Source organism: Xanthomonas sp. LF02-5, assembly GCF_034105325.1.
Taxonomy (GTDB): domain Bacteria; phylum Pseudomonadota; class Gammaproteobacteria; order Xanthomonadales; family Xanthomonadaceae; genus Xanthomonas_A; species Xanthomonas_A sontii.
This window is the reverse complement of sequence record NZ_JAXGGF010000002.1, coordinates 279628-297801: the sequence shown is the minus strand read 5'-3', so window position 1 is coordinate 297801 and position 18174 is coordinate 279628. Positions and strand designations below refer to the sequence as shown.

The 18174-nt window shown below is 68.6% G+C and carries 16 protein-coding genes; 9 read left to right on the top strand and 7 right to left on the bottom strand.

Features of this window, described 5'->3' with window-relative positions; genetic code table 11:
• The first annotated feature begins 79 nt into the window (after positions 1–79).
• The 4 genes from dcp to lepB all read left to right on the top strand — a co-directional run bounded on the left by dcp (position 80) and on the right by lepB (position 4153).
• The gene (dcp, locus tag SLW52_RS07375; RefSeq protein ID WP_267093299.1) at positions 80–2239 is read left to right on the top strand and encodes a peptidyl-dipeptidase Dcp; all 2160 of its coding nucleotides are present in this window, start codon (positions 80–82) and stop codon (positions 2237–2239) included.
• 103 nt (positions 2240–2342) lie between these two features.
• Positions 2343–2852, top strand: a complete 510-nt coding sequence (locus SLW52_RS07370) for a hypothetical protein (RefSeq protein WP_320739869.1) — start codon at positions 2343–2345, stop codon at positions 2850–2852.
• Between the two features lie 156 nt (positions 2853–3008).
• Entirely contained in the window at positions 3009–3389 is a 381-nt protein-coding gene (locus SLW52_RS07365; RefSeq protein WP_267100056.1) for a hypothetical protein, read from the top strand.
• A gap of 134 nt (positions 3390–3523) precedes the next feature.
• Positions 3524–4153, top strand: a complete 630-nt coding sequence (gene lepB / locus SLW52_RS07360; protein WP_320739868.1) for a signal peptidase I — start codon at positions 3524–3526, stop codon at positions 4151–4153.
• A gap of 125 nt (positions 4154–4278) precedes the next feature.
• On the opposite strand, the gene SLW52_RS07355 is transcribed toward lepB, so the two are convergent.
• From SLW52_RS07355 to SLW52_RS07340, 4 genes are all read right to left on the bottom strand, one after another.
• Positions 4279–4632, bottom strand: a complete 354-nt coding sequence (locus SLW52_RS07355; protein WP_267112265.1) for a VOC family protein — start codon at positions 4630–4632, stop codon at positions 4279–4281.
• Between the two features lie 188 nt (positions 4633–4820).
• Positions 4821–5123 carry a TfoX/Sxy family protein gene (locus tag SLW52_RS07350; RefSeq protein WP_226978459.1) on the bottom strand — a complete coding sequence of 101 codons (303 nt, stop codon included), beginning with the start codon at positions 5121–5123 and terminating at the stop codon, positions 4821–4823.
• Positions 5124–5262: 139 nt separating this feature from the next.
• Positions 5263–5985: a DUF6597 domain-containing transcriptional factor gene (locus tag SLW52_RS07345; protein WP_320739867.1), complete on the bottom strand. Its 723-nt coding sequence runs from the start codon at positions 5983–5985 to the stop codon at positions 5263–5265.
• Positions 5986–6064: 79 nt separating this feature from the next.
• Entirely contained in the window at positions 6065–7033 is a 969-nt protein-coding gene (locus SLW52_RS07340) for a LysR family transcriptional regulator (RefSeq protein ID WP_320739866.1), read from the bottom strand.
• A gap of 108 nt (positions 7034–7141) precedes the next feature.
• On the opposite strand from SLW52_RS07340, the gene aceB reads away from it, so the two are divergent.
• The 4 genes from aceB to SLW52_RS07320 all read left to right on the top strand — a co-directional run bounded on the left by aceB (position 7142) and on the right by SLW52_RS07320 (position 14173).
• Positions 7142–8785 (top strand): malate synthase A, encoded by a 1644-nt coding sequence (gene aceB / locus SLW52_RS07335; protein ID WP_267100061.1) that lies wholly within the window; start codon positions 7142–7144, stop codon positions 8783–8785.
• Positions 8786–8928: 143 nt separating this feature from the next.
• Positions 8929–10224: an isocitrate lyase gene (gene aceA / locus SLW52_RS07330; RefSeq protein WP_017908067.1), complete on the top strand. Its 1296-nt coding sequence runs from the start codon at positions 8929–8931 to the stop codon at positions 10222–10224.
• 246 nt (positions 10225–10470) lie between these two features.
• A complete protein-coding gene (locus tag SLW52_RS07325) occupies positions 10471–11514 on the top strand; it encodes a GGDEF domain-containing protein (RefSeq protein ID WP_017908068.1) in 1044 nt (347 codons plus the stop codon).
• A 28-nt stretch (positions 11515–11542) separates the two neighbouring features.
• Positions 11543–14173 (top strand): putative peptide modification system cyclase, encoded by a 2631-nt coding sequence (locus SLW52_RS07320; RefSeq protein ID WP_320739865.1) that lies wholly within the window; start codon positions 11543–11545, stop codon positions 14171–14173.
• Here the strand turns inward: SLW52_RS07320 and SLW52_RS07315 are convergent.
• Positions 14125–14448 (bottom strand): NHLP-related RiPP peptide, encoded by a 324-nt coding sequence (locus SLW52_RS07315; protein WP_026144210.1) that lies wholly within the window; start codon positions 14446–14448, stop codon positions 14125–14127. The two genes, SLW52_RS07320 and SLW52_RS07315, sit on opposite strands and share 49 nt — an antisense overlap.
• Before the next feature lie 173 nt (positions 14449–14621).
• Here SLW52_RS07315 and SLW52_RS07310 point away from each other — a divergent pair, with 173 nt between their 5' ends.
• Complete coding sequence (locus SLW52_RS07310; protein WP_193312535.1) at positions 14622–15809, top strand: putative peptide maturation dehydrogenase; 1188 nt, start codon at positions 14622–14624, stop codon at positions 15807–15809.
• A gap of 18 nt (positions 15810–15827) precedes the next feature.
• On the opposite strand, the gene SLW52_RS07305 is transcribed toward SLW52_RS07310, so the two are convergent.
• Together SLW52_RS07305 and SLW52_RS07300 are read right to left on the bottom strand one after the other, a co-directional pair.
• A complete protein-coding gene (locus SLW52_RS07305) occupies positions 15828–16334 on the bottom strand; it encodes a cupin (RefSeq protein WP_320739863.1) in 507 nt (168 codons plus the stop codon).
• A 131-nt stretch (positions 16335–16465) separates the two neighbouring features.
• The gene (locus SLW52_RS07300) at positions 16466–18088 is read right to left on the bottom strand and encodes a SulP family inorganic anion transporter (RefSeq protein ID WP_320739862.1); all 1623 of its coding nucleotides are present in this window, start codon (positions 18086–18088) and stop codon (positions 16466–16468) included.
• Between the last annotated feature and the right edge of the window lie 86 nt (positions 18089–18174).

Here is an 18174-nt window from a genome sequence, read left to right as displayed (position 1 = left end):
TGGCACATGCCGCTGCCATGCAAACCCGGTAACGTGGGCGGCTGTCTTGGCCCCAAGGTCCTCCCAGGAGTTCCACCTCATGTCGCGTAACGTCGTTCTGGCCGCCGCCATCAGCCTGGCGCTGGCTGCCTGTTCCGGTAAGGAGTCCACCCCCGTGCCCGCCGCCCCCGCTGCTCCGGCCGCCGCGCAGCCCGCCGCCGCCGCCAACCCGCTGCTGACCCCCAGCACGCTGCCGTTCCAGGCGCCGCCGTTCGACAAGATCAAGGACAGCGACTACCTGCCGGCCTTCGAAGAGGGCATGAAGCAGCACCTGGCCGAGATCCGCAAGATCGCCGACAACCCGGAGCCGGCCACCTTCGCCAACACCCTGGAAGCGATGGAGCGCAGCGGCGAGACCCTGACCCGCGTGTCGCGCATCTTCTTCGGCCTGGTCCAGGCCGACACCAACGATGCCCGCCAGAAGATCCAGGAAGAGATCGCGCCCAAGCTGGCCGCGCACCAGGACGAGATCAGCCTGGATCCCAAGCTGTTCGCGCGCATCAAGAGCCTGTACGACCAGCGCGACACGCTGAACCTGGACCCGGAGCAGAAGCGCCTGGTCGAGTACGAATACCAGGAGTTCGTGCGTGCCGGCGCGCAGCTGTCCGACGCCGACAAGGCCACCCTGCGCAAGCTCAACGTCGAAGAGACCACCCTGGCCACGCAGTTCCACACCAAGCTGGTCGCGGCCACCGCCGCCGGCGCCGTGGTGGTGGACGACAAGGCCAAGCTCGACGGCCTGTCCGACGGCGACATCGCCTCGGCCGCGCAGGACGCCACCGCGCGCAAGCTCGACGGCAAGTACCTGCTGGCCCTGCAGAACACCACCCAGCAGCCGGTGCTGGCCTCGCTGAAGGACCGCGACCTGCGCCAGCAGGTGATGGCCGCCTCGCAGTCGCGCGCCGAGAAGGGCGATGCCAACGACACCCGCCAGACCGTGCAGCGCCTGGCGCAGCTGCGCGCGCAGAAGGCCAAGCTGCTCGGCTTCGACAGCTACGCCGCCTACAGCCTCAGCGACCAGATGGCCAAGACCCCGGCCGCGGCGCTGAAGCTGCTCACCGACACCGTGCCCGCCGCCACCGCCAAGGCGCGCAGCGAAGCGGCCGAAATGCAGAAGGTGATCGACGCGCAGAAGGGCGGCTTCAAGCTCACCGCCGCCGATTGGGACTTCTACGCCGAGCAGGTGCGCAAGGCCAAGTACGACCTCGACGAAGCGCAGATCAAGCCGTACTTCGAACTGGACAACGTGCTGCAGAACGGCGTCTTCTACGCCGCCAACCAGCTGTACGGCCTCACCTTCAAGGAACGCACCGACATCCCCACCTACCACGACGGGATGAAGGTCTATGAAGTGTTCGACAAGGACGGCAAGTCGCTGGCGCTGTTCTACACCGACTACTTCAAGCGCGACAGCAAGTCCGGCGGCGCCTGGATGGACGAGTTCGTCGGCCAGAACGGCCTGACCGGCACCAAGCCGGTGGTCTACAACGTCTGCAACTTCACCAAGCCCGCCCCGGGCCAGCCGGCGCTGCTGAGCTTCGACGACGTCACCACCATGTTCCACGAGTTCGGCCATGCGCTGCACGGCATGTTCTCCAACGTGAAGTACCCGACCCTGGCCGGCACCGCCACCTCGCGCGACTTCGTCGAGTTCCCCTCGCAGTTCAACGAGCACTGGGCGTCGGATCCGAAGGTGTTCGCGCACTACGCCAAGCACTACCAGACCGGCGAAGCGATGCCGGCCGACCTGGTGGAGAAGATCAAGAAGTCGCGCACCTTCAACCAGGGCTACGCCACCACCGAGTACCTGTCGGCGGCGCTGCTCGACCTGTCCTGGCACACCCTGCCGGCCGACGCGCCGCTGCAGGACGTGGACAAGTACGAGGCCGACTCGCTGAAGAAGTACAAGGTGGACCTGCCGGAAGTGCCGCCGCGCTACCGCACCACCTATTTCGACCACATCTGGGGCGGCGGCTATTCGGCCGGCTACTACGCCTACTTCTGGTCGGAAGTGCTCGACGACGACGCGTTCCAGTGGTTCAAGGAGCACGGCGGCCTGACCCGCGCCAACGGCGACATCTTCCGCGCCAAGATCCTCTCGCGCGGCAACACCGTCGACCTGGCCACCCTGTACCGCGACTTCCGCGGCAAGGACCCCAGCGTCGAGCCGCTGCTGGAAAACCGCGGCCTGAAGAACTGATCGGCGCTGCGCCGATCGGGTGTGTGGAGAACGGGATGGCCTTGCGGCCATCCCGTTTTTTGTTGGGGTGTCCGGATACTCCATCCACCACAAGGAGATGCTCATGAAGGGAAGCTGGATTGTCGGTATGGCGCTGCTGGGCGCCTGTTTTGCGGTGTCTGCCGCAGGGCGGTTGGACATCCGACTGGAACACGCGCAAGCAGGCAGCAAGCGCGCGGGCGCAGCGGTCATCACGATCACCCTGGTCAATGCGGGCGATCAGCCGATCGCGGTGCCGGATGCCGATATCCCCGAGGTGAACCGCGACGGGCGACTGCAAGCGAATGTGTTACGAGTGCTGCAGGAGGACGGAAGCGCTGTGGCCTACCGCGGCATCTACGTGAGCCAGCTGCCGGGTTCGAGGCCCGACGTGATCCTGGGTCCGGGCGAGTCGAAATCTGCGACGGTGGATCTGTCCCGGAACTACGGGATCGTCCCTGGACGCCGCTATTTGGTGGCTGTGCAGCCGTTGTTGCGGTACCGCGAACTTCCGGCGACCACCGCCGCGAATGTTTCCGGTCAGGTGGGTTCCCTCAAGGCCGCTACGTCCAACCGCATCGAGGTCATGCCGTAGGCATCGGCCGACGGCGTAACCGCCGTTCTTTTGCTCGCACGCTGACGCGCGCTGCGGCCGGGAAAGGGCGCCCTGGTAACGTGTCTCGACAGGGCGGCATGATCGCTGCTGATTTATCCATCTGATGCATGGGAGTATCGAAGCATGATGTTTGCCATGGCGCTCCTGGTGGGCGCGGCGACGGGGCCGGCGCATTTCAGCGCATCGCGGCCGCAAAGCTTCTCCAACGTCTGTCGCATCGAGGAAGAGGGGGAGTTGCTGGGGACGACGCTATGGATCCTGCCTGCCGTCGATGGCACTCGGCTGTTGATCCAGCGCTACGAGGGCGGGGCTTTGACGCCGGCCTTGTTGTCGACGCGCGTCGAAGACGGAAAGCTCGTGGTGTACTCCGACCGGAACGAACCGCTTTACGCGGTGCGTCGCGACGGTAAAGGCGCGCGGATCACCTATCTCGATGGCGAGCAAGGGAGTGATGGCGGAAACGAGGAACGTCTGCCTCCGGTCGTCAAAGTGGGCGAGTTTCCGGACTGCAAGTAGTTGCCGTCTGCATGGTGTCGGCAGGCGTCTGTGCCGGGCGGCGCCATGCCTTTCGTCACTGGCCCTCCGAGCCGCCAAGCGCGCACTGTCGCGATGGCACGACCCGTGCCACCCTCGCTCATCCCAGGTGCCCCATGACCCACGCCGATCCGCATGCCACCCGCCTGCAGCGCGCCGCGCGCTGGAGCCGCAAGGAACTGCTGCCGATGGTGGTGATGCTGTTGCTGCTCACCGCCGCGCGGTCGTCCTTCGCCAATCACTATGTGGTGCCCTCGGGCTCGATGCAGCCGACCCTGCAGCCCGGCGATCGCGTCGCCGTGGACATGAGCGCTTACGGGCTGCGCGTGCCGTTCACCGAATACCGCGTGCTCGAACGCGGTCGGCCGCAGCGCGGCGATGTGGCGGTGTTCGATTCGCCGCACGACGGCACCCGCCTGATCAAGCGCGTGGTGGCGGTAGCGGGCGATCGTGTGGACGTGCGCGATGGCCATCTCGCCATCAACGGCCAGCCGCTGCAGGTGGGCGCGGCGGGCGATGCCGAGCGCTTCGGCGCGCGCATCGCGCGGCTGGATCTGGACGCGGGCGGCGGCCCGGATCTGCACGACGTGCGGGTGCCGCCCGGCAAACTGCTGGTCATGGGCGATCATCGCGGCGACAGTTTCGATGGCCGCTATTTCGGCTTCGTCGATGCCGACAGCGTCTACGGCAAGGCGCTGGCGGTGTTCTACCGCCGCGGCGAGGGATTGGAGTGGGCGCGGCTGTAGGGCACCGCGCGCAATGACGCGACCTGATCCGTAGGAACGGTTTCAGCCGCGACAGGCGTTACCGGGAGTGCCCGTCACGACTGAAGCCGCTCCTGCGGAGGCAACCTGCTGGTGCCGCGTTGCCGTCACAAGCCCTCGCACCACACCGCCAGTTCGTAGCCGTCGCGGTCGGCGAAGTGGAAGCGGCGCCCGCCTGGGAAGTCGAACAGCGGGCGCACGATGCGGCCGCCGGCGGCTTCGATGCGCGCCTGGGTGGCGGCGAGGTCGTTGGAGTACAGCACCACCAGGGCGCCGCCGGGTTGCGGCGTGCCGTGGAAGAAGCCGCCGCTCAGGCGGCCGTCGCGGAATTCGCAGTAGTCCGGGCCGTAGTCCTGGAAGGTCCAGTCGAAGGCCTGGCCGTAGAAGGCCTTTGCCGCGGCGATCGAGGCGACAGCGAATTCCAGATAGTCGATGCGGTGATGCTGCTCGGCGCGGGACATGGGCGGCTCCTGTGGAAGAGCCGCCAGTATCCATCGCCGGGGCGGCGCCGGCTTGGCGAAAACGGCCAGCATGCGTGCCGCCGTTGGCGAGCGGCGGCGTCCTGCTTCGGTCGAGCGACACGCCGGTTTCCTGCAGCGACGTCGCGCCGACGCCGCGCGCGGCCGGCCTGGGAAGGCCGGCACTGCGCTCACTTCGGCGGCAGCGTGCGCACGAAGGCGGTTGCCTCGCGCAGCAGGCGCGCGGCGAGCGCGTCGTCGGCGAAGGTCTCTGGTGCGACCCTGATCCAGCCCGCCATGGCCCGGCCGCGCGACAGCATCGGCACGATGCCGGGGATCGCCAACGCCCATCCGTCGTTACCCTTGCCGAGCCGCACTAGCACGCCGTCGTCGCGTGCGCCGCACAGCAGGTGGCCGTGCACCAGCCAGGCCCAGCCGCCGAACATCGCTTTCTCGGTCAGGCCCGGCCGCGCTTGGAGCACGTCGCGCAGCATGTGTTCCAAGCCTGGATCTCTGGCCATGTATCACCTCGGGTCCGCGTCTGTCGGCACGGTAACAAACGGTGCCACACGAGGCTTCAGGGACGATGCCGTGGCGGCGCCGTCGCGCTGCGTGGCGACGTCGCAGGCCAAGTCAGCGCGCGTGCCGCTGCACCAGCTCGCGCGGGCTCAGGCCGGCCAGTTGCCGGCTGTCGCGCACCAGGTGCGGGGCGTCGCCGTAGCCGGCCTCCAGCGCCGCCGCGGTCAGGCTGGGATGCTGGCGCGCCAGACCCAGGAAGCGCTGCAGGCGCAGGATGCGCTCCAGGGTCTTGGCGCCGTAGCCGAACGCCTCGTGGCTGCGCCGGCGCAGCGTGCGTTCGCTGACGCCCAGCGCGGCTGTCAATGCGGCCAGCCGCGGCGGCGTCGCGCCGGCGAGTTGCGCGAACAGCCAGGCCATCGCGCTGTCGGCCTGCAGCGGGCGGCTGGCGCACAGCGCGTGCAAGGCCGCCAGCGGATCGGCGGCATCCTCCAGCCGTGCCTGCCAGTCGCGGCCGCGGACGCCCCACAGCGCGTCCAGCGGCACGCGCTGGTCGGCGATGGCCTGCAGCGGTACACCGAGCAGGCTGGCGCCGGCCCCTGCCGCCAGGCGCACGCCGCTGAGCACACTGCCAGGCGCCAACGTGGCGTCAGTGGCGCGGCGATCCGGTCCGGCGACGAACAACGCGCGGCCGTCCCAGATCAGGTCGACGCAGCCATCCGGCAGCACCTGCGTCGCGGCGGTCTCGGCTTCGCCCTGGCGGAAACGCCAACTGCAGCGCAGGCGGTCGCGCAGCGCCGCTGGCGCATCGACTTCGGCGTAGCGGGAGGGCAGGGGCACGGGCGGTCGGTGTGCAGCGGACGTGCCGCCACGGTAGCAGAGCCCGATGGCGCCGCTGCCGAGCGCGGCTGCGGCGCGTCTACCGCTCCGACGGCCCGCTCTCGTCGTAGCCGCGCGGGGTGAACAGGTCCGGCTGGATCAGCTCGATGAAGGCGCGCGCCTGCGGCGACAGGTACTTGCCCTTGCGCACCACCACGCCGTAGCTGCGCGCCGGGAAGTAATCGCCCAGCGCGCGCGTGGCCAGGCGCGCGCGGTCGGCGTCGGTGAGGCAGATCGAACTGACGATGGAGATGCCCATGCCCATCGCCACGTACTGCTTGATCACCTCCCAGCCGCCCACTTCCAGGGCCACGGTGTAGGGCACGCGCGCCTGCTGGAACACCAGGTCGACCAGGCGATAGGTGACCTGGCGCCGCGGCGGCAGGATCAGCGGATACGGCGAGAGGTCTTCCAGGGTCAGCTTGGGCTTGCGCGCCAGCGGGTGGTCGCGCGGGGCGATCAGCAACTGTTCGAAGCGGTACACCGGGGCGTAGCTGAGGTCGGCGGGTACATCGAGCATGGAGCCGACCGCCAGGTCCACCGCGTCCTCGCGCAGCAGGTCGGTGCCGTCGGCGCTGATCGCGTTGTGCAGGGTCAGCCGCACCTGCGTGTGGCGTGCACGGAAGGCCTCCACGATCTTCGGCAGCAGGTAGAGGATGGTGGAGCTGTTGGCGGCGACATTGAGCTCGCCGGCGTCCAGCCCGCGCGCCTTCTCGCGGAAGTCCGCCTCCAGCCGGTCCAGGCTCTCCACCAGCGGCTGCGCCATCTCGTACAGCAACTGGCCCTCGCGGCTGGGCACCAGACGGCGGCCGCTGCGCTCGAACAGCACCACGCCCAGTTCGCGTTCCAGCGCCTGCAACTGCAGGGTCACCGCCGGCTGGCTGACGAACAAGGCCTCCGCGGCCCGCGACACCGCCCCCAGCCGCACCGTCTGGCAGAACGCGCGCAGCGGCTTGAGCCGGTCGGATTTGTAGGGAAATCGCGGGGTTGCGGCGTTGCCCGTAGCCATGACGTGATAGATATAAGGCTTACTTATATAAAGCATTGACAAAACTGCTTTGTCAAATACATGGCCTGGAAGCAGGGTGGAGCCCCGGAAACATCGAGGAATCCCCACATGTCCGCCCCCGCTTTCGCTGCCGCTCCCGACCCGTCCACGCGCTCCACGCCGGGTATCGCCCTGACCGCCTCGCTGGCCGGCCAGGACGCCTTGCTGCCGCCGCCGCTGCTGGCCCTGCTGGTGTCGCTGCACCGGTCGATCGAGCCGGAGCGGCAGGCGCGGCTGGCCGCGCGGCGCGAGCGCCAGGCGTTCTTCGACGCCGGCGGCCTGCCGGACTTTCGCGACGACACCCGCGCGATCCGCGAGGGCGACTGGCAGGTGGCGCCGCTGCCCGATGCGCTGCAGGACCGCCGGGTCGAGATCACCGGCCCGACCGATCCGAAGATGGTCATCAACGCGCTGAACTCCGGCGCCAAGGTGTACATGGCGGACTTCGAGGATTCGACCGCGCCGACCTGGCGCAACCTGGTCGCCGGCCAGCGCGCGCTGGCCGAGGCGGTGGCCGGGACCCTGACCTTCACCGCGCCGGCCGCGCGCGACGGCAGCCCGGGCAAGCGCTATACGTTGCGGCCCTACGAGGAGCAGGCGGTGCTGATCGTGCGCCCGCGCGGCTGGCACCTGGATGAGAAGCACGTGCTGGTCGATGGCCAGCCGCTGGCCGGCGGTCTGTTCGACGCGGCGCTGTTCGCCTTCCACAACGGTCGCGCGCTGCAGGCCAAGGACCGCGGCCCGTACCTGTACCTGCCCAAGCTGCAGTCGATGGAGGAAGCGGCGCTGTGGGAGACCGCGCTGGCCCACATCGAGGACATGCTCGGCCTGCCGCAGGGCCAGATCAAGGTCACCGTGCTGATCGAGACGCTGCCGGCGGTGTTCGAGATGGACGAGATCCTGCATGCGCTGCGCGGGCGCATCGTCGGCCTGAACTGCGGCCGCTGGGACTACATCTTTTCCTACCTGAAGACCTTCCGCCGGCATCCGGACCGGGTGCTGCCCGAACGCGGCCAGGTGACCATGACCCAGCCGTTCCTGAAGGCCTACTCGGAACTGCTGATCCGCACCTGCCACCGCCGTGGCGCGCATGCGATGGGCGGCATGGCCGCGCAGATCCCGATCGGCCACGATGAGGCGGCCAACGAGCAGGCGATGGCGCGGGTGCGCGCGGACAAGCTGCGCGAGGTCACCGCCGGCCACGACGGCACCTGGGTGGCGCACCCGGCGCTGATCCCGATCGCCCGCGCCGTGTTCGACGAGCACATGCGCACGCCGAACCAGCACGCGGTGCGTCGCGAGGACGTGCAGGCCGACCGCGACACGCTGATCGCCCCGTCCACCGGCACCATCACCCGCGCCGGCTTCGAGGGCAACATCGAAGTGTGCGTGCGCTACCTGGCGGCGTGGCTGGACGGCAACGGCTGCGTGCCGATCCACCACCTGATGGAAGACGCCGCCACCGCCGAGATCAGCCGCAGCCAGCTGTGGCAGTGGCTGCACGTGGGCGGCCTGCACCTGGACGACGGCACCGCCATCGACTTCGCCCTGTTCGACGCCTGCCTGCGGCAGTTGCCGGCACGGCTGGGCGAGCGCGCGCTGCTGCCGGGCGGGGCGCGCGTGGACGAGGCCATCGCGCTGCTGGATCGGCTGACGCGTGACGAAGAACTGGCCGATTTCCTGACCTTGCCGGCCTATCAGTTGATCGATTGATTGGAAGCCGGGAGTGGGGAGTCGGGAATGGGGAATCGTGAAAGCGATGTTCCCGCGTCGGACCCCTTCCATGCCGGCCACGCCTTCAATCCAGCCACACCCCCACCGTTTCATCGCTGCATCCATTTCGAGGAGAACGCCAGATGAGCACCACGTTGCAGACCGCCGAACAGATCCAGCGCGACTGGGACACCGATCCGCGCTGGGCCGGGATCACCCGCAACTACACCGCCGCCGACGTGGTGCGCCTGCGCGGCACGGTGCACGTGGAGCATTCGCTGGCCCGGCTCGGCGCCGAGAAGCTATGGAAGTACCTGCACGAAAAGGACTTCGTCAACGCGCTGGGCGCGCTGACCGGCAACCAGGCGATGCAGCAGGTCAAGGCCGGGCTCAACGCCATCTACCTGTCCGGCTGGCAGGTCGCCGCCGACGCCAACCTGGCAGGGCAGATGTACCCGGACCAGTCGCTGTACCCGGCCGACTCGGTGCCGGCGGTGGTCAAGCGCATCAACAACACCCTGCTGCGCGCCGACCAGTTGCACCACGCCGAAGGTAAGGACGAGATCGACTTCCTGCAGCCGATCGTGGCCGATGCCGAGGCCGGCTTCGGCGGCGTGCTCAATGCCTTCGAGTTGATGAAGGCGATGATCGAGGCCGGCGCGGCCGGCGTGCACTTCGAGGACCAGCTGGCCTCGGTGAAGAAGTGCGGGCACATGGGCGGCAAGGTGCTGGTGCCGACCCGCGAGGCGATCGAGAAGTTGAACGCCGCGCGCCTGGCCGCCGACGTGATGGGCGTGCCGACGCTGCTGGTGGCGCGTACCGACGCCGAGGCCGCCGACCTGGTGACCAGCGACATCGACCCCAACGATCGCCCGTTCACCACCGGCGAGCGCACGGTCGAGGGCTTCTTCCGCACCCACAAGGGCCTGGACCAGGCGATCAGCCGCGGCCTGGCGTACGCGCCCTACGCCGACCTGATCTGGTGCGAGACCGGCAAGCCGGACCTGGAGTTCGCGCGCAAGTTCGCCGAGGCCATCCACGCCAAGTTCCCCGGCAAGCTGCTGGCCTACAACTGCTCGCCCAGCTTCAATTGGAAGAAGAACCTGGACGACGCCACCATCGCCAAGTTCCAGCGCGAGATCGCCAGCTACGGCTACAAGTTCCAGTTCATCACCCTGGCCGGCTTCCATGCGCTGAACTACTCGATGTTCAACCTGGCGCATGGCTACGCGCGCCGGCAGATGAGCGCCTTCGTCGAACTGCAGGAGGCCGAGTTCGCCGCCGCCGACCGCGGCTTCACCGCGGTCAAGCACCAGCGCGAGGTCGGCACCGGCTACTTCGATGCGGTGACCCAGGCAATCCAGCAGGGTCAGTCCTCGACCACCGCGCTGAAGGGCTCGACCGAGGAAGAGCAGTTCCATGGCGAGAAAGCGGCCTGACCTGCAGCCAGGCGCGCCGATCGATCGCCCCTCCCTGGCAGGAGGTGGGAAGCCCGGGTTCGCCCGGGCTTTTTTTTGCGCTGCCGTCGGCGGAACGGCGCTGTCTACCGCGTGCGACAGATCGTCGCAGCGGCGGCTTGCGATGTCTCTTGCAGGGGCGAGATTGCCTGTGAAACGTATCGTGAGTGCGGCGTGTAGGTGCTATGCTCCGCGGACAGGGCCAGCGACGTCACATTAGGGGGCCGGATGAGCTGCGACAGCGCCGCATCCACCGCACGCGGCACAATTTCCAACGCTGCGGTCGCTCCGAAGCCGAACGAGCTGGCGGTGCTGACCGCCGCAGAATTGCGTCTGTTTTCCGAGTTCGGTCGCGCCCGGACGGTGCGCGCCGGCGATGTGCTGTTCCGCCGTGGCGACGGCGGCAGCGCGATGTTCGTGATCACCAGCGGCGTGATCGATCTGGATTTCGGCGAGGACCTGGTGGTCAAGCACCTGGGCCATGGCGAGTTCTTCGGCGAGCTGGGCCTGCTGATCGGCAACCACATGCGCAGCGCCGACGCGCTCGCCGCCAGCGACGGCGCCCTGGTGGAACTGGACCACGACGACTTCCAGCGCCTGGTCGAGCGCGACCCGGGCGTGGTCGCCTACTTCCTGCGCCGCACGATCATGCGCGTGGTGATGAACGAGCAGACCCTGATCCGTCAGCTGCGCCGGCGCAACCGCGACCTGGAAGCGGCGCTGGACAACCTCTACGCCACCACCCACCAGCTCAGTCAGACCGAGGAACTGGTGCGGACCGACGAACTGACCGGTCTGCACAACCGCCGCGGACTGATCCTGCGTCTGCAGGAGTGTCGCCGCGATGGCCGCTCGCCCGGCCCGGGCCTGCTGCTGATCGACTGCGACCGCTTCAAGCACATCAACGACGCCCACGGCCACCTGGTCGGCGATCGTGTGCTGCAGAACGTCGCCAACATCCTGCGCTCGGTGGCCGGGCCGGACGACACGGCGTGCCGCCTGGGCGGCGACGAGTTCTGCCTGCTGGTGGCCGCCGGCACGGTCGAGGACCTGCGCCGCATCGGCGAGTTCGTGCTTGCCACCGTGCAGAACCTGCTGGGCGTGCCGCACCCGGCGCCGCACATCTGCCCGGTTAGCATCGGCATCAGCCGAGTCGATCCGCATTCGGACTGGAACGACTGGTACGCCAACGCCGACGCGGCGCTGTACGAAGCCAAGCGCCAGGGCGGCAACCGCCTGTACTGGCACGACCTCGCCTCCGCCCCCTGCTGAGTCACCGCGTCCCCGCCGAGCCGCCGCCATGACCGATGATGCCACCGCACCGCCGCCCGAGGTCCCGCAGCTTCGTACCCTGCTGCTGACCGACCTGTGCGACTCGGTGGCGCTGGTGGAAAAACTCGGCGACGCCAACGCCGCCGAGCTGTTCAAGCGGCACGACTCGCTGGTGCTGGAACTGCAGCAGCGCTGGCGCGGCCGCCTGATCGACCGTTCCGACGGGCTGCTGCTGTTGTTCGAACGGCCGATCGACGGCCTCGGCTTCGCCCTGGACTACAGCCGCGGCCTGCATGCGCTGGGCGCGTCGCGCGCGCTGGACCTGAAGGTGCGCGCCGGCCTGCATGTGGGCGAAGTGCTGACCTGGCGCAACAGCGACGCCGCCGTGCAGGTGGGCGCCAAGCCGTTGGAAGTGGAAGGCCTGGCCAAGCCGACCGCGGCGCGGCTGATGACCCTGGCCCGGCCCGGGCAGATCCTGCTCTCGGCGGTGGCCGAGTCGCTGACCCACCGCGCCGCGCGCGAGCTGGGCGAACGCGGCGAGCGCCTGCTGTGGAAATCGCACGGCCGCTGGCGCTTCAAGGGCGTGCCGACCCCGCTGGAGATCTACGAAGTCGGCGAGATCGGCCACACCCCGCTGCGCGCGCCCAAGCCCACGCCCAAGGCCTGGCGCGACATCCCGCTGTGGCGGCGGCCGGCGGCGCTGGCGGCGGAAGCGGCGCTGATCGCCGCGTTCGCCGTCGGCGCCTGGTTCGTCACCCGCCCGCAGCCGGCCATCGCCTTCGCCGAACGCGACTGGGTGGTGGTGGGGGATTTGCGCAATCTGACCGGCGACGTCGCACTGGACGACTCCCTGCAGCAGGCCTTCCGCATCAGCCTGGAACAGTCGCGCTACGTCAATGTGCTCAGTGATCTGAAGGTGCGCGATACGCTTACGCGGATGCGCCGCGATCCGGAGCACACGCCGCTCGATCGCGCCACGGCCTCGGAGATCGCGCAGCGCGACGGCGCGCGCGCCGTGCTGCTGGCCACGGTGTCAGAGGTCGGCGGGCGGGTGCGGGTGAGCGCGGAGGTGGTCGATCCGCGGACGCAGGCGACCGTCTATGCCGAGTCCCGCGACGGCCGCGGCGCTGGCTCGGTGCTGGCGTCCATCGACGCGGTGACCGCATCGCTGCGCGAGCAGTTGGGCGAAGGCGAGGAGGTCATCAGGAAGAATTCGCCTCCGCTGCCCAGCGTCACCACCAGCAGCCTGGACGCTTTGAAGGCGTATGCGATCGCGATGAAGTACTTCACCCGGCGCGATTTCCGATCCGCCGATCAGTACTTCGTCAAGGCGGCGGAGATCGACAAGGACTTCGCGCTGGCCTACATGGGATCGATGCGGGTCGAGATCTCCACCGCCAACAATCGCGCGGCGTTGCAGTATCTGGCCAAGGCCATGGCCCTGCGCGACCACCTGTCCGAGCGCGATGCACTGTACCTGGATGCGTGGGCGAGCGAACTGGGGCCGCACCCATGGCGGCAGGCCAAGCAGAAGTGGAAGATGCTGTCGGAACTGTATCCGGACTACTACGCCGGCGCGGCGCAGTTCGCCTGGGACGAGTTCACCGAGGGCAATTACGCTTCCGCCGAGCATAGCGTGCAGAAGTTCGCGGTGCCGCAGAATCCGCTGCGCGATGTGGCAGTGGAATTGCAGGGTCGCATCTACCTGGCGCAGGGCCGTTACGGCGACGCGCTGAACGCCTTCAAACAGGCCGAGGAACTTGGTGGCTATCCCGCAACCCGACGCCATGCCGCTGCGTTCGCTGCGATGAAGGACTATCCGGCAGCTGGCAGGATCATGGCGGCACTGGCGGCGTCAGGAACAGCGCTGACCGACCACTTCGAACAGATTTCCATTCCCTTGGACCAGGGGCGCTTGGGCGATGCCGCCGCTGCCGCGCAGGCGGCGGTGGCTGAGTCGGCGGATGCCGAGCCGGTGATCCGCTATCCCTTGCAGATCGCGCAGCAGGCGGTCGCCTTCGTTACCGATCCGCGGACGGTGGACAGGGCCTTGTTGGCGCGAATTGCCGGCGAAGCGCTGGAGCGCGCGGTCCACGGTGACGCCGGCGATCGCGACGACCTGATCATCGTGGCGATGTCGGCGATCCGCCTGGCGCAGCGCAGCGGCGACCGAACGTTGTACGACGCGCACGCCACGCAGCTCGCCTCCCTGGTCGCGGAGTCGGGCTTTCCGCCGATGACCAAGCTGCTGTCCTTGCTGCAGGCGCAACAGCTCGTCGACAGCGGAACTCCCGCGCGTGCGGTCGCTCTGTTACGCGAGCAGATCGATGGCAGGGAGCCGTACCAGCTTCACGTCAGCCTGCGCGATGCCTTGCTCGCGGCCGGCGAGAAGAAGCAGGCCATGGCCGAAAACGACTGGTTGGTCGCGCGTCGCGGGCTGGCGTACATCGAACCGATCGGCGGGCTGGTGCTGCAAGCGATGAATGTCGCCGACGCGAACCTGGCGGTGGTGAGTACCACGGAAATCCTGGCCAGCCTTGGCCAGACCGACCAGGCGCGGCAGAAGGCGGAAACCTTCCGACGCGCCTGGGCGGGACAAGCGCTACCGAACTATCTGGCGGTCAGGCTGGCGACGACGGAACCCGCCTCGAAACAGTGAACGACCGTGTGCGTACCCTCGGCGGTGAGGTAGGCCAGCAGCAACTCCAGGGCTTCCTGGATTTCTTCCTTGCTCGCCAGGTCCGACGTGCACAGGCAGGTCGGCTCCTCCAGCGCGGCGGCGACGCGTTGCTCGGAAAGGCCCAAACTACGCAGCGCCGCGCCCGGATCCTGCGCGAACAGCGCGCGGAAGTCGTCGTCGGTGGATAGAAGCGTGAGCAATTGCTGGGCGGTGGCGAGATCGAAGGGCGGATGCCCCTGCGGCTGATCGGTCATGATGTGGTCCCCTGTTGCGATAGCGGTGGACATGCGATGCACGCATGGTGGAGGTGCGGTTGCCACGGGTGCTCGCAGGAACGACCGGGGCCGCGACGGTATCCTAGCAGTCCAGCATCTCTCCAATGTGGCCAATCGATGCAGCGCTCACACACAGCGGAAACGAGGGATTCATGCGCCTGAGGCGCTGCGCCGTGCTGTTCGTCGAGGCGAGGGAAAGCGTGGCGTTCGACCTGGCCAGCCTGCTGCGGGGCGGTGCGGGCCTGCGTCGCCGGCGGGCCTGGGTCGCCCTGGCGCCGCACCTGGACGGCGAGCTCGAACTGGACGCGGCCGACCTGCCGTTGCTCGGCCAGGTCAGTCCAACGGAATGGGTCGAGCGCGCACAACTGGTTGACCATGCCGATGATGCGATCGAGCGGGCGCTCGAGCGCGGCCTGCTGATCGGCGACGACGCAGGTTCTGCGGCGTTTCGCGAACGCGACGAGGCATTGCGGTCCGCGCATTGGTGGCCGGCCGCCGCAGTGGCGCACTGGGCGAGCCGTTGGCAGGGCATCGATGGGGTGACCGCGATGGAGCGCAACGGCATGGTGTCCGCCCCGGACCTGCGCCGCAAGCTGGGCGCGCCGCCGCCGGAGGTGCAGGAGGTCGGGTCCGGCCTTGCCAGGATTCCATTGCCGCGGCTGGACGATGGCGCCTTTGAGGCCATGCTTGCGCGTCGCGTTACCTGTCGCAATTACGACGATAGCCGCCCGCTGCCGCACGCGCTGTTCCTGCGGATGTTGCAGCGCGTGCTGATGGCGCGGGCGACGCTGAAGGTCCAGGACGACACGGTGTTCCTGAAGAAGAACGTGCCGTCCGCCGGCGGGCTGCACCCGACCGAAGCCTACCTGCTGATACGCCGGGTGGAAGGAATCGAACCCGGCCTGTACCACTACCACCCTGTGGATCACGCGTTAACCCAGCTGCCGTGCCCGGGACCGGACATCGATACTTTCGCGAGGGTGGCGCTGGCCGGGCAGCATTGGTTCGCCGGCGCTCACGTGCTGGTCCTGCTGGCACCGCGATTCAACCGGACGTTCTGGAAGTATCGCCAGCATGCCAAGGCCTATCGCGCGCTGACCCTGGACGTCGGCCACATCTCACAGGCGCTCTACTTCTCGGCCACGGATCTGGGGTTGGGCGCGTTCGTCACCTCTGCCATCAATGATGTCGATCTCGGCAAGGCGCTGGACCTGGATCCGATGCGCCAGAGCGTCATGGCGATCTGCGGCTTCGGCTGGCGCTCCGAGCACGCAGCGACGACCGAGTTCGATCCGGCGTGCGATGTCTGGGCGGCGGGGCCAGCTTCGCGGCAGGCGTGACCATGTTGGACGACGAGGTCAGTCGACGGCGGTAGGCTTCGTCCAATACTGCAGCAATGGTCCACCCGCCCCGAGCAGCGGGTCGCTCTGCGGAACCGGCACCTGCACGATCCGTTGCAGCATCGCGGCGTCGGGCGCCTGACGGCAGATGTCCCAGTCCTGGCCGTCCGGATAGGCGCCGACGACCATGAAGTCGGCGCTGGCCGACAGCCGGCAATGGCCGGTGCCGGCCGGCAGCAGCAGGGCGTCGCCGGCCGCGAGCGTGACCTCGATACCGCCCGGGCCGCCGAGCAGCACACGGGCGTTGCCGCTGGCGACGCCCAGCACCTCGTGCGCGGTGGAGTGGTAGTGGTGGTAGTCGTAGATGCCGTCGCGCCATTGCGGCGGCCAGCCGTGCGCGGCGAAGCGCCGCTCGAAGCCGTCGGCGTCGAGGGTGCCGACGCACTGCCGGTAGTGCAGCACTGGCAGGAACGGGTGGTTGGGCACCCAGTCGTGTGGCGGCAGTTGCCAGTGGTCCAGTGACATCGGCGGATCTCCTGCATGGCCGTTAGCAGTTCGATGCTAATCGGCCGATGTCGTCGCCATGTCGGCACGCGGGACGGCGCGCGGCGTGACCGCGCGCTGCGCCGTGCCGACACGATCATCCCGGCCGGGCCTCAATGCAGTGAAACGCTTTCCACGTCATCGCGCTGGTGTCTGCCCAGCCGCCCGACCATCGCCGCACTGTCCGGGTTCAGTCCCAGCACCTGGACCTGCGCGCCGTGGCGGCGGAATTTCATCACCACCTGGTCCAGCGCGCCGATCGCGCTGATGTCCCAGACGTGCGCGTCGCTCAGGTCCAGGGTGACCCGTGCCGGCGCGTGGGCGAAGTCGAAGGCACCGGCGAAGCCGCCGGCCGAGGCGAAGAACAGTTGGCCGCGGATGCGGTAGGTGTGGCCGCCATCGGCGTCCTCGCTGCGCGCGATGTGCAGCATGCGCCCGACCTTGCGCGCGAAGAACAGCGCCGACAGCAGCACGCCGGTGAGCACGCCGCGCGCCAGGTCGTGGGTGGCCACGGTCACCGCGACGGTGCCGAGCATCACCACGCTGGAGCTGGTCGGATGGGTGCGCAACTGCGCCAGCGAGCGCCAGCTGAACGTGCCCACCGAGACCATGATCATCACCGCCACCAGTGCGGCCATCGGGATCTGCCGCACCCAGGCGCCGGCGAACACCACCAGCAGCAACAGCACGCTGCCGGCGACCAGCGCGGACAGGCGGCCGCGCCCGCCGGACTTCACGTTGATCACCGATTGCCCGATCATCGCGCAGCCGGCCATGCCGCCGAACAGGCCGCTGACGATGTTGGCCATGCCCTGGCCCACGCATTCGCGGTTCTTGTCGCTGGGCGTGTCGGTCATGTCGTCGACGATCTGTGCGGTCATCATCGACTCGAGCAGGCCGACCACGGCCATCGTCGCCGCGACCGGGAACACGATCCGCAGCGTTTCCAGCGTCCACGGCACGGCCGGCAGCAGCAGGCTGGGGAGGCGATCGGGCAGTTGTCCCTTGTCGCCGACGGTGGGCACGTGGATGCCGAAGTACAGTGCCAGCCCGGTCAGCAGCACGATCGCCACCAGCGGCGGCGGCACGGCCAGGCCGCGCGTCCAGCGGTGCCCCAACAGCAGCGCCGCGGCGCCACCCACGGCGACCGGCAGCAGCATCCACGGCGCCATGCTGCCTGCGGTCAAGGCGGCGCCCAGCACCAGCAACCACAGGCCGATGCCGGGAAAGCTGCGCTGCGACAGCCAGGGCAGGCCGTAGATCAGCAGCAGACCCAGCGCGACCAGCGGGTAGACCGGCACGGGCACGCCGATCAGTTCGGGCAGTTGTGCCATGAAGATCAGGATCGCCAGCGCATTGACGAAGCCGGTGATCACCGAGCGCGAGACGAAGCGCATCAGCGCGCCGAGCTTGAACAGCCCGGCCAGGATCTGCAGCACGCCGGTCAGCAGCGTGGCCGCGAGTAGATAGGGCACGCCGTGCTCTTTGACCAGGCCGATCATCAGCAGCGCCATCGCGCCGGTGGCGGCGGAAATCATGCCGGGGCGCCCGCCGGCGAAGGCGATGGTCACGCAGATGCAGAAGGCGGCATAGAGGCCGATCTTGGGATCGACGCCGGCGATGATCGAGAACGCGATCGCCTCGGGAATCAGCGCCAATGCCACGACCAGGCCGGCAAGCACGTCGCCACGGAGATTGCCGCACCAGGACTGGCGCAGGGAAGAGGAAAATTTCAAGGTAAACGCTCCCGACACCGCCCTGTCGCAGGGCAGCGCTCGCTGTATGCAATGGAAAACCAACAACCTGCGGCCTGCTGTCGAGG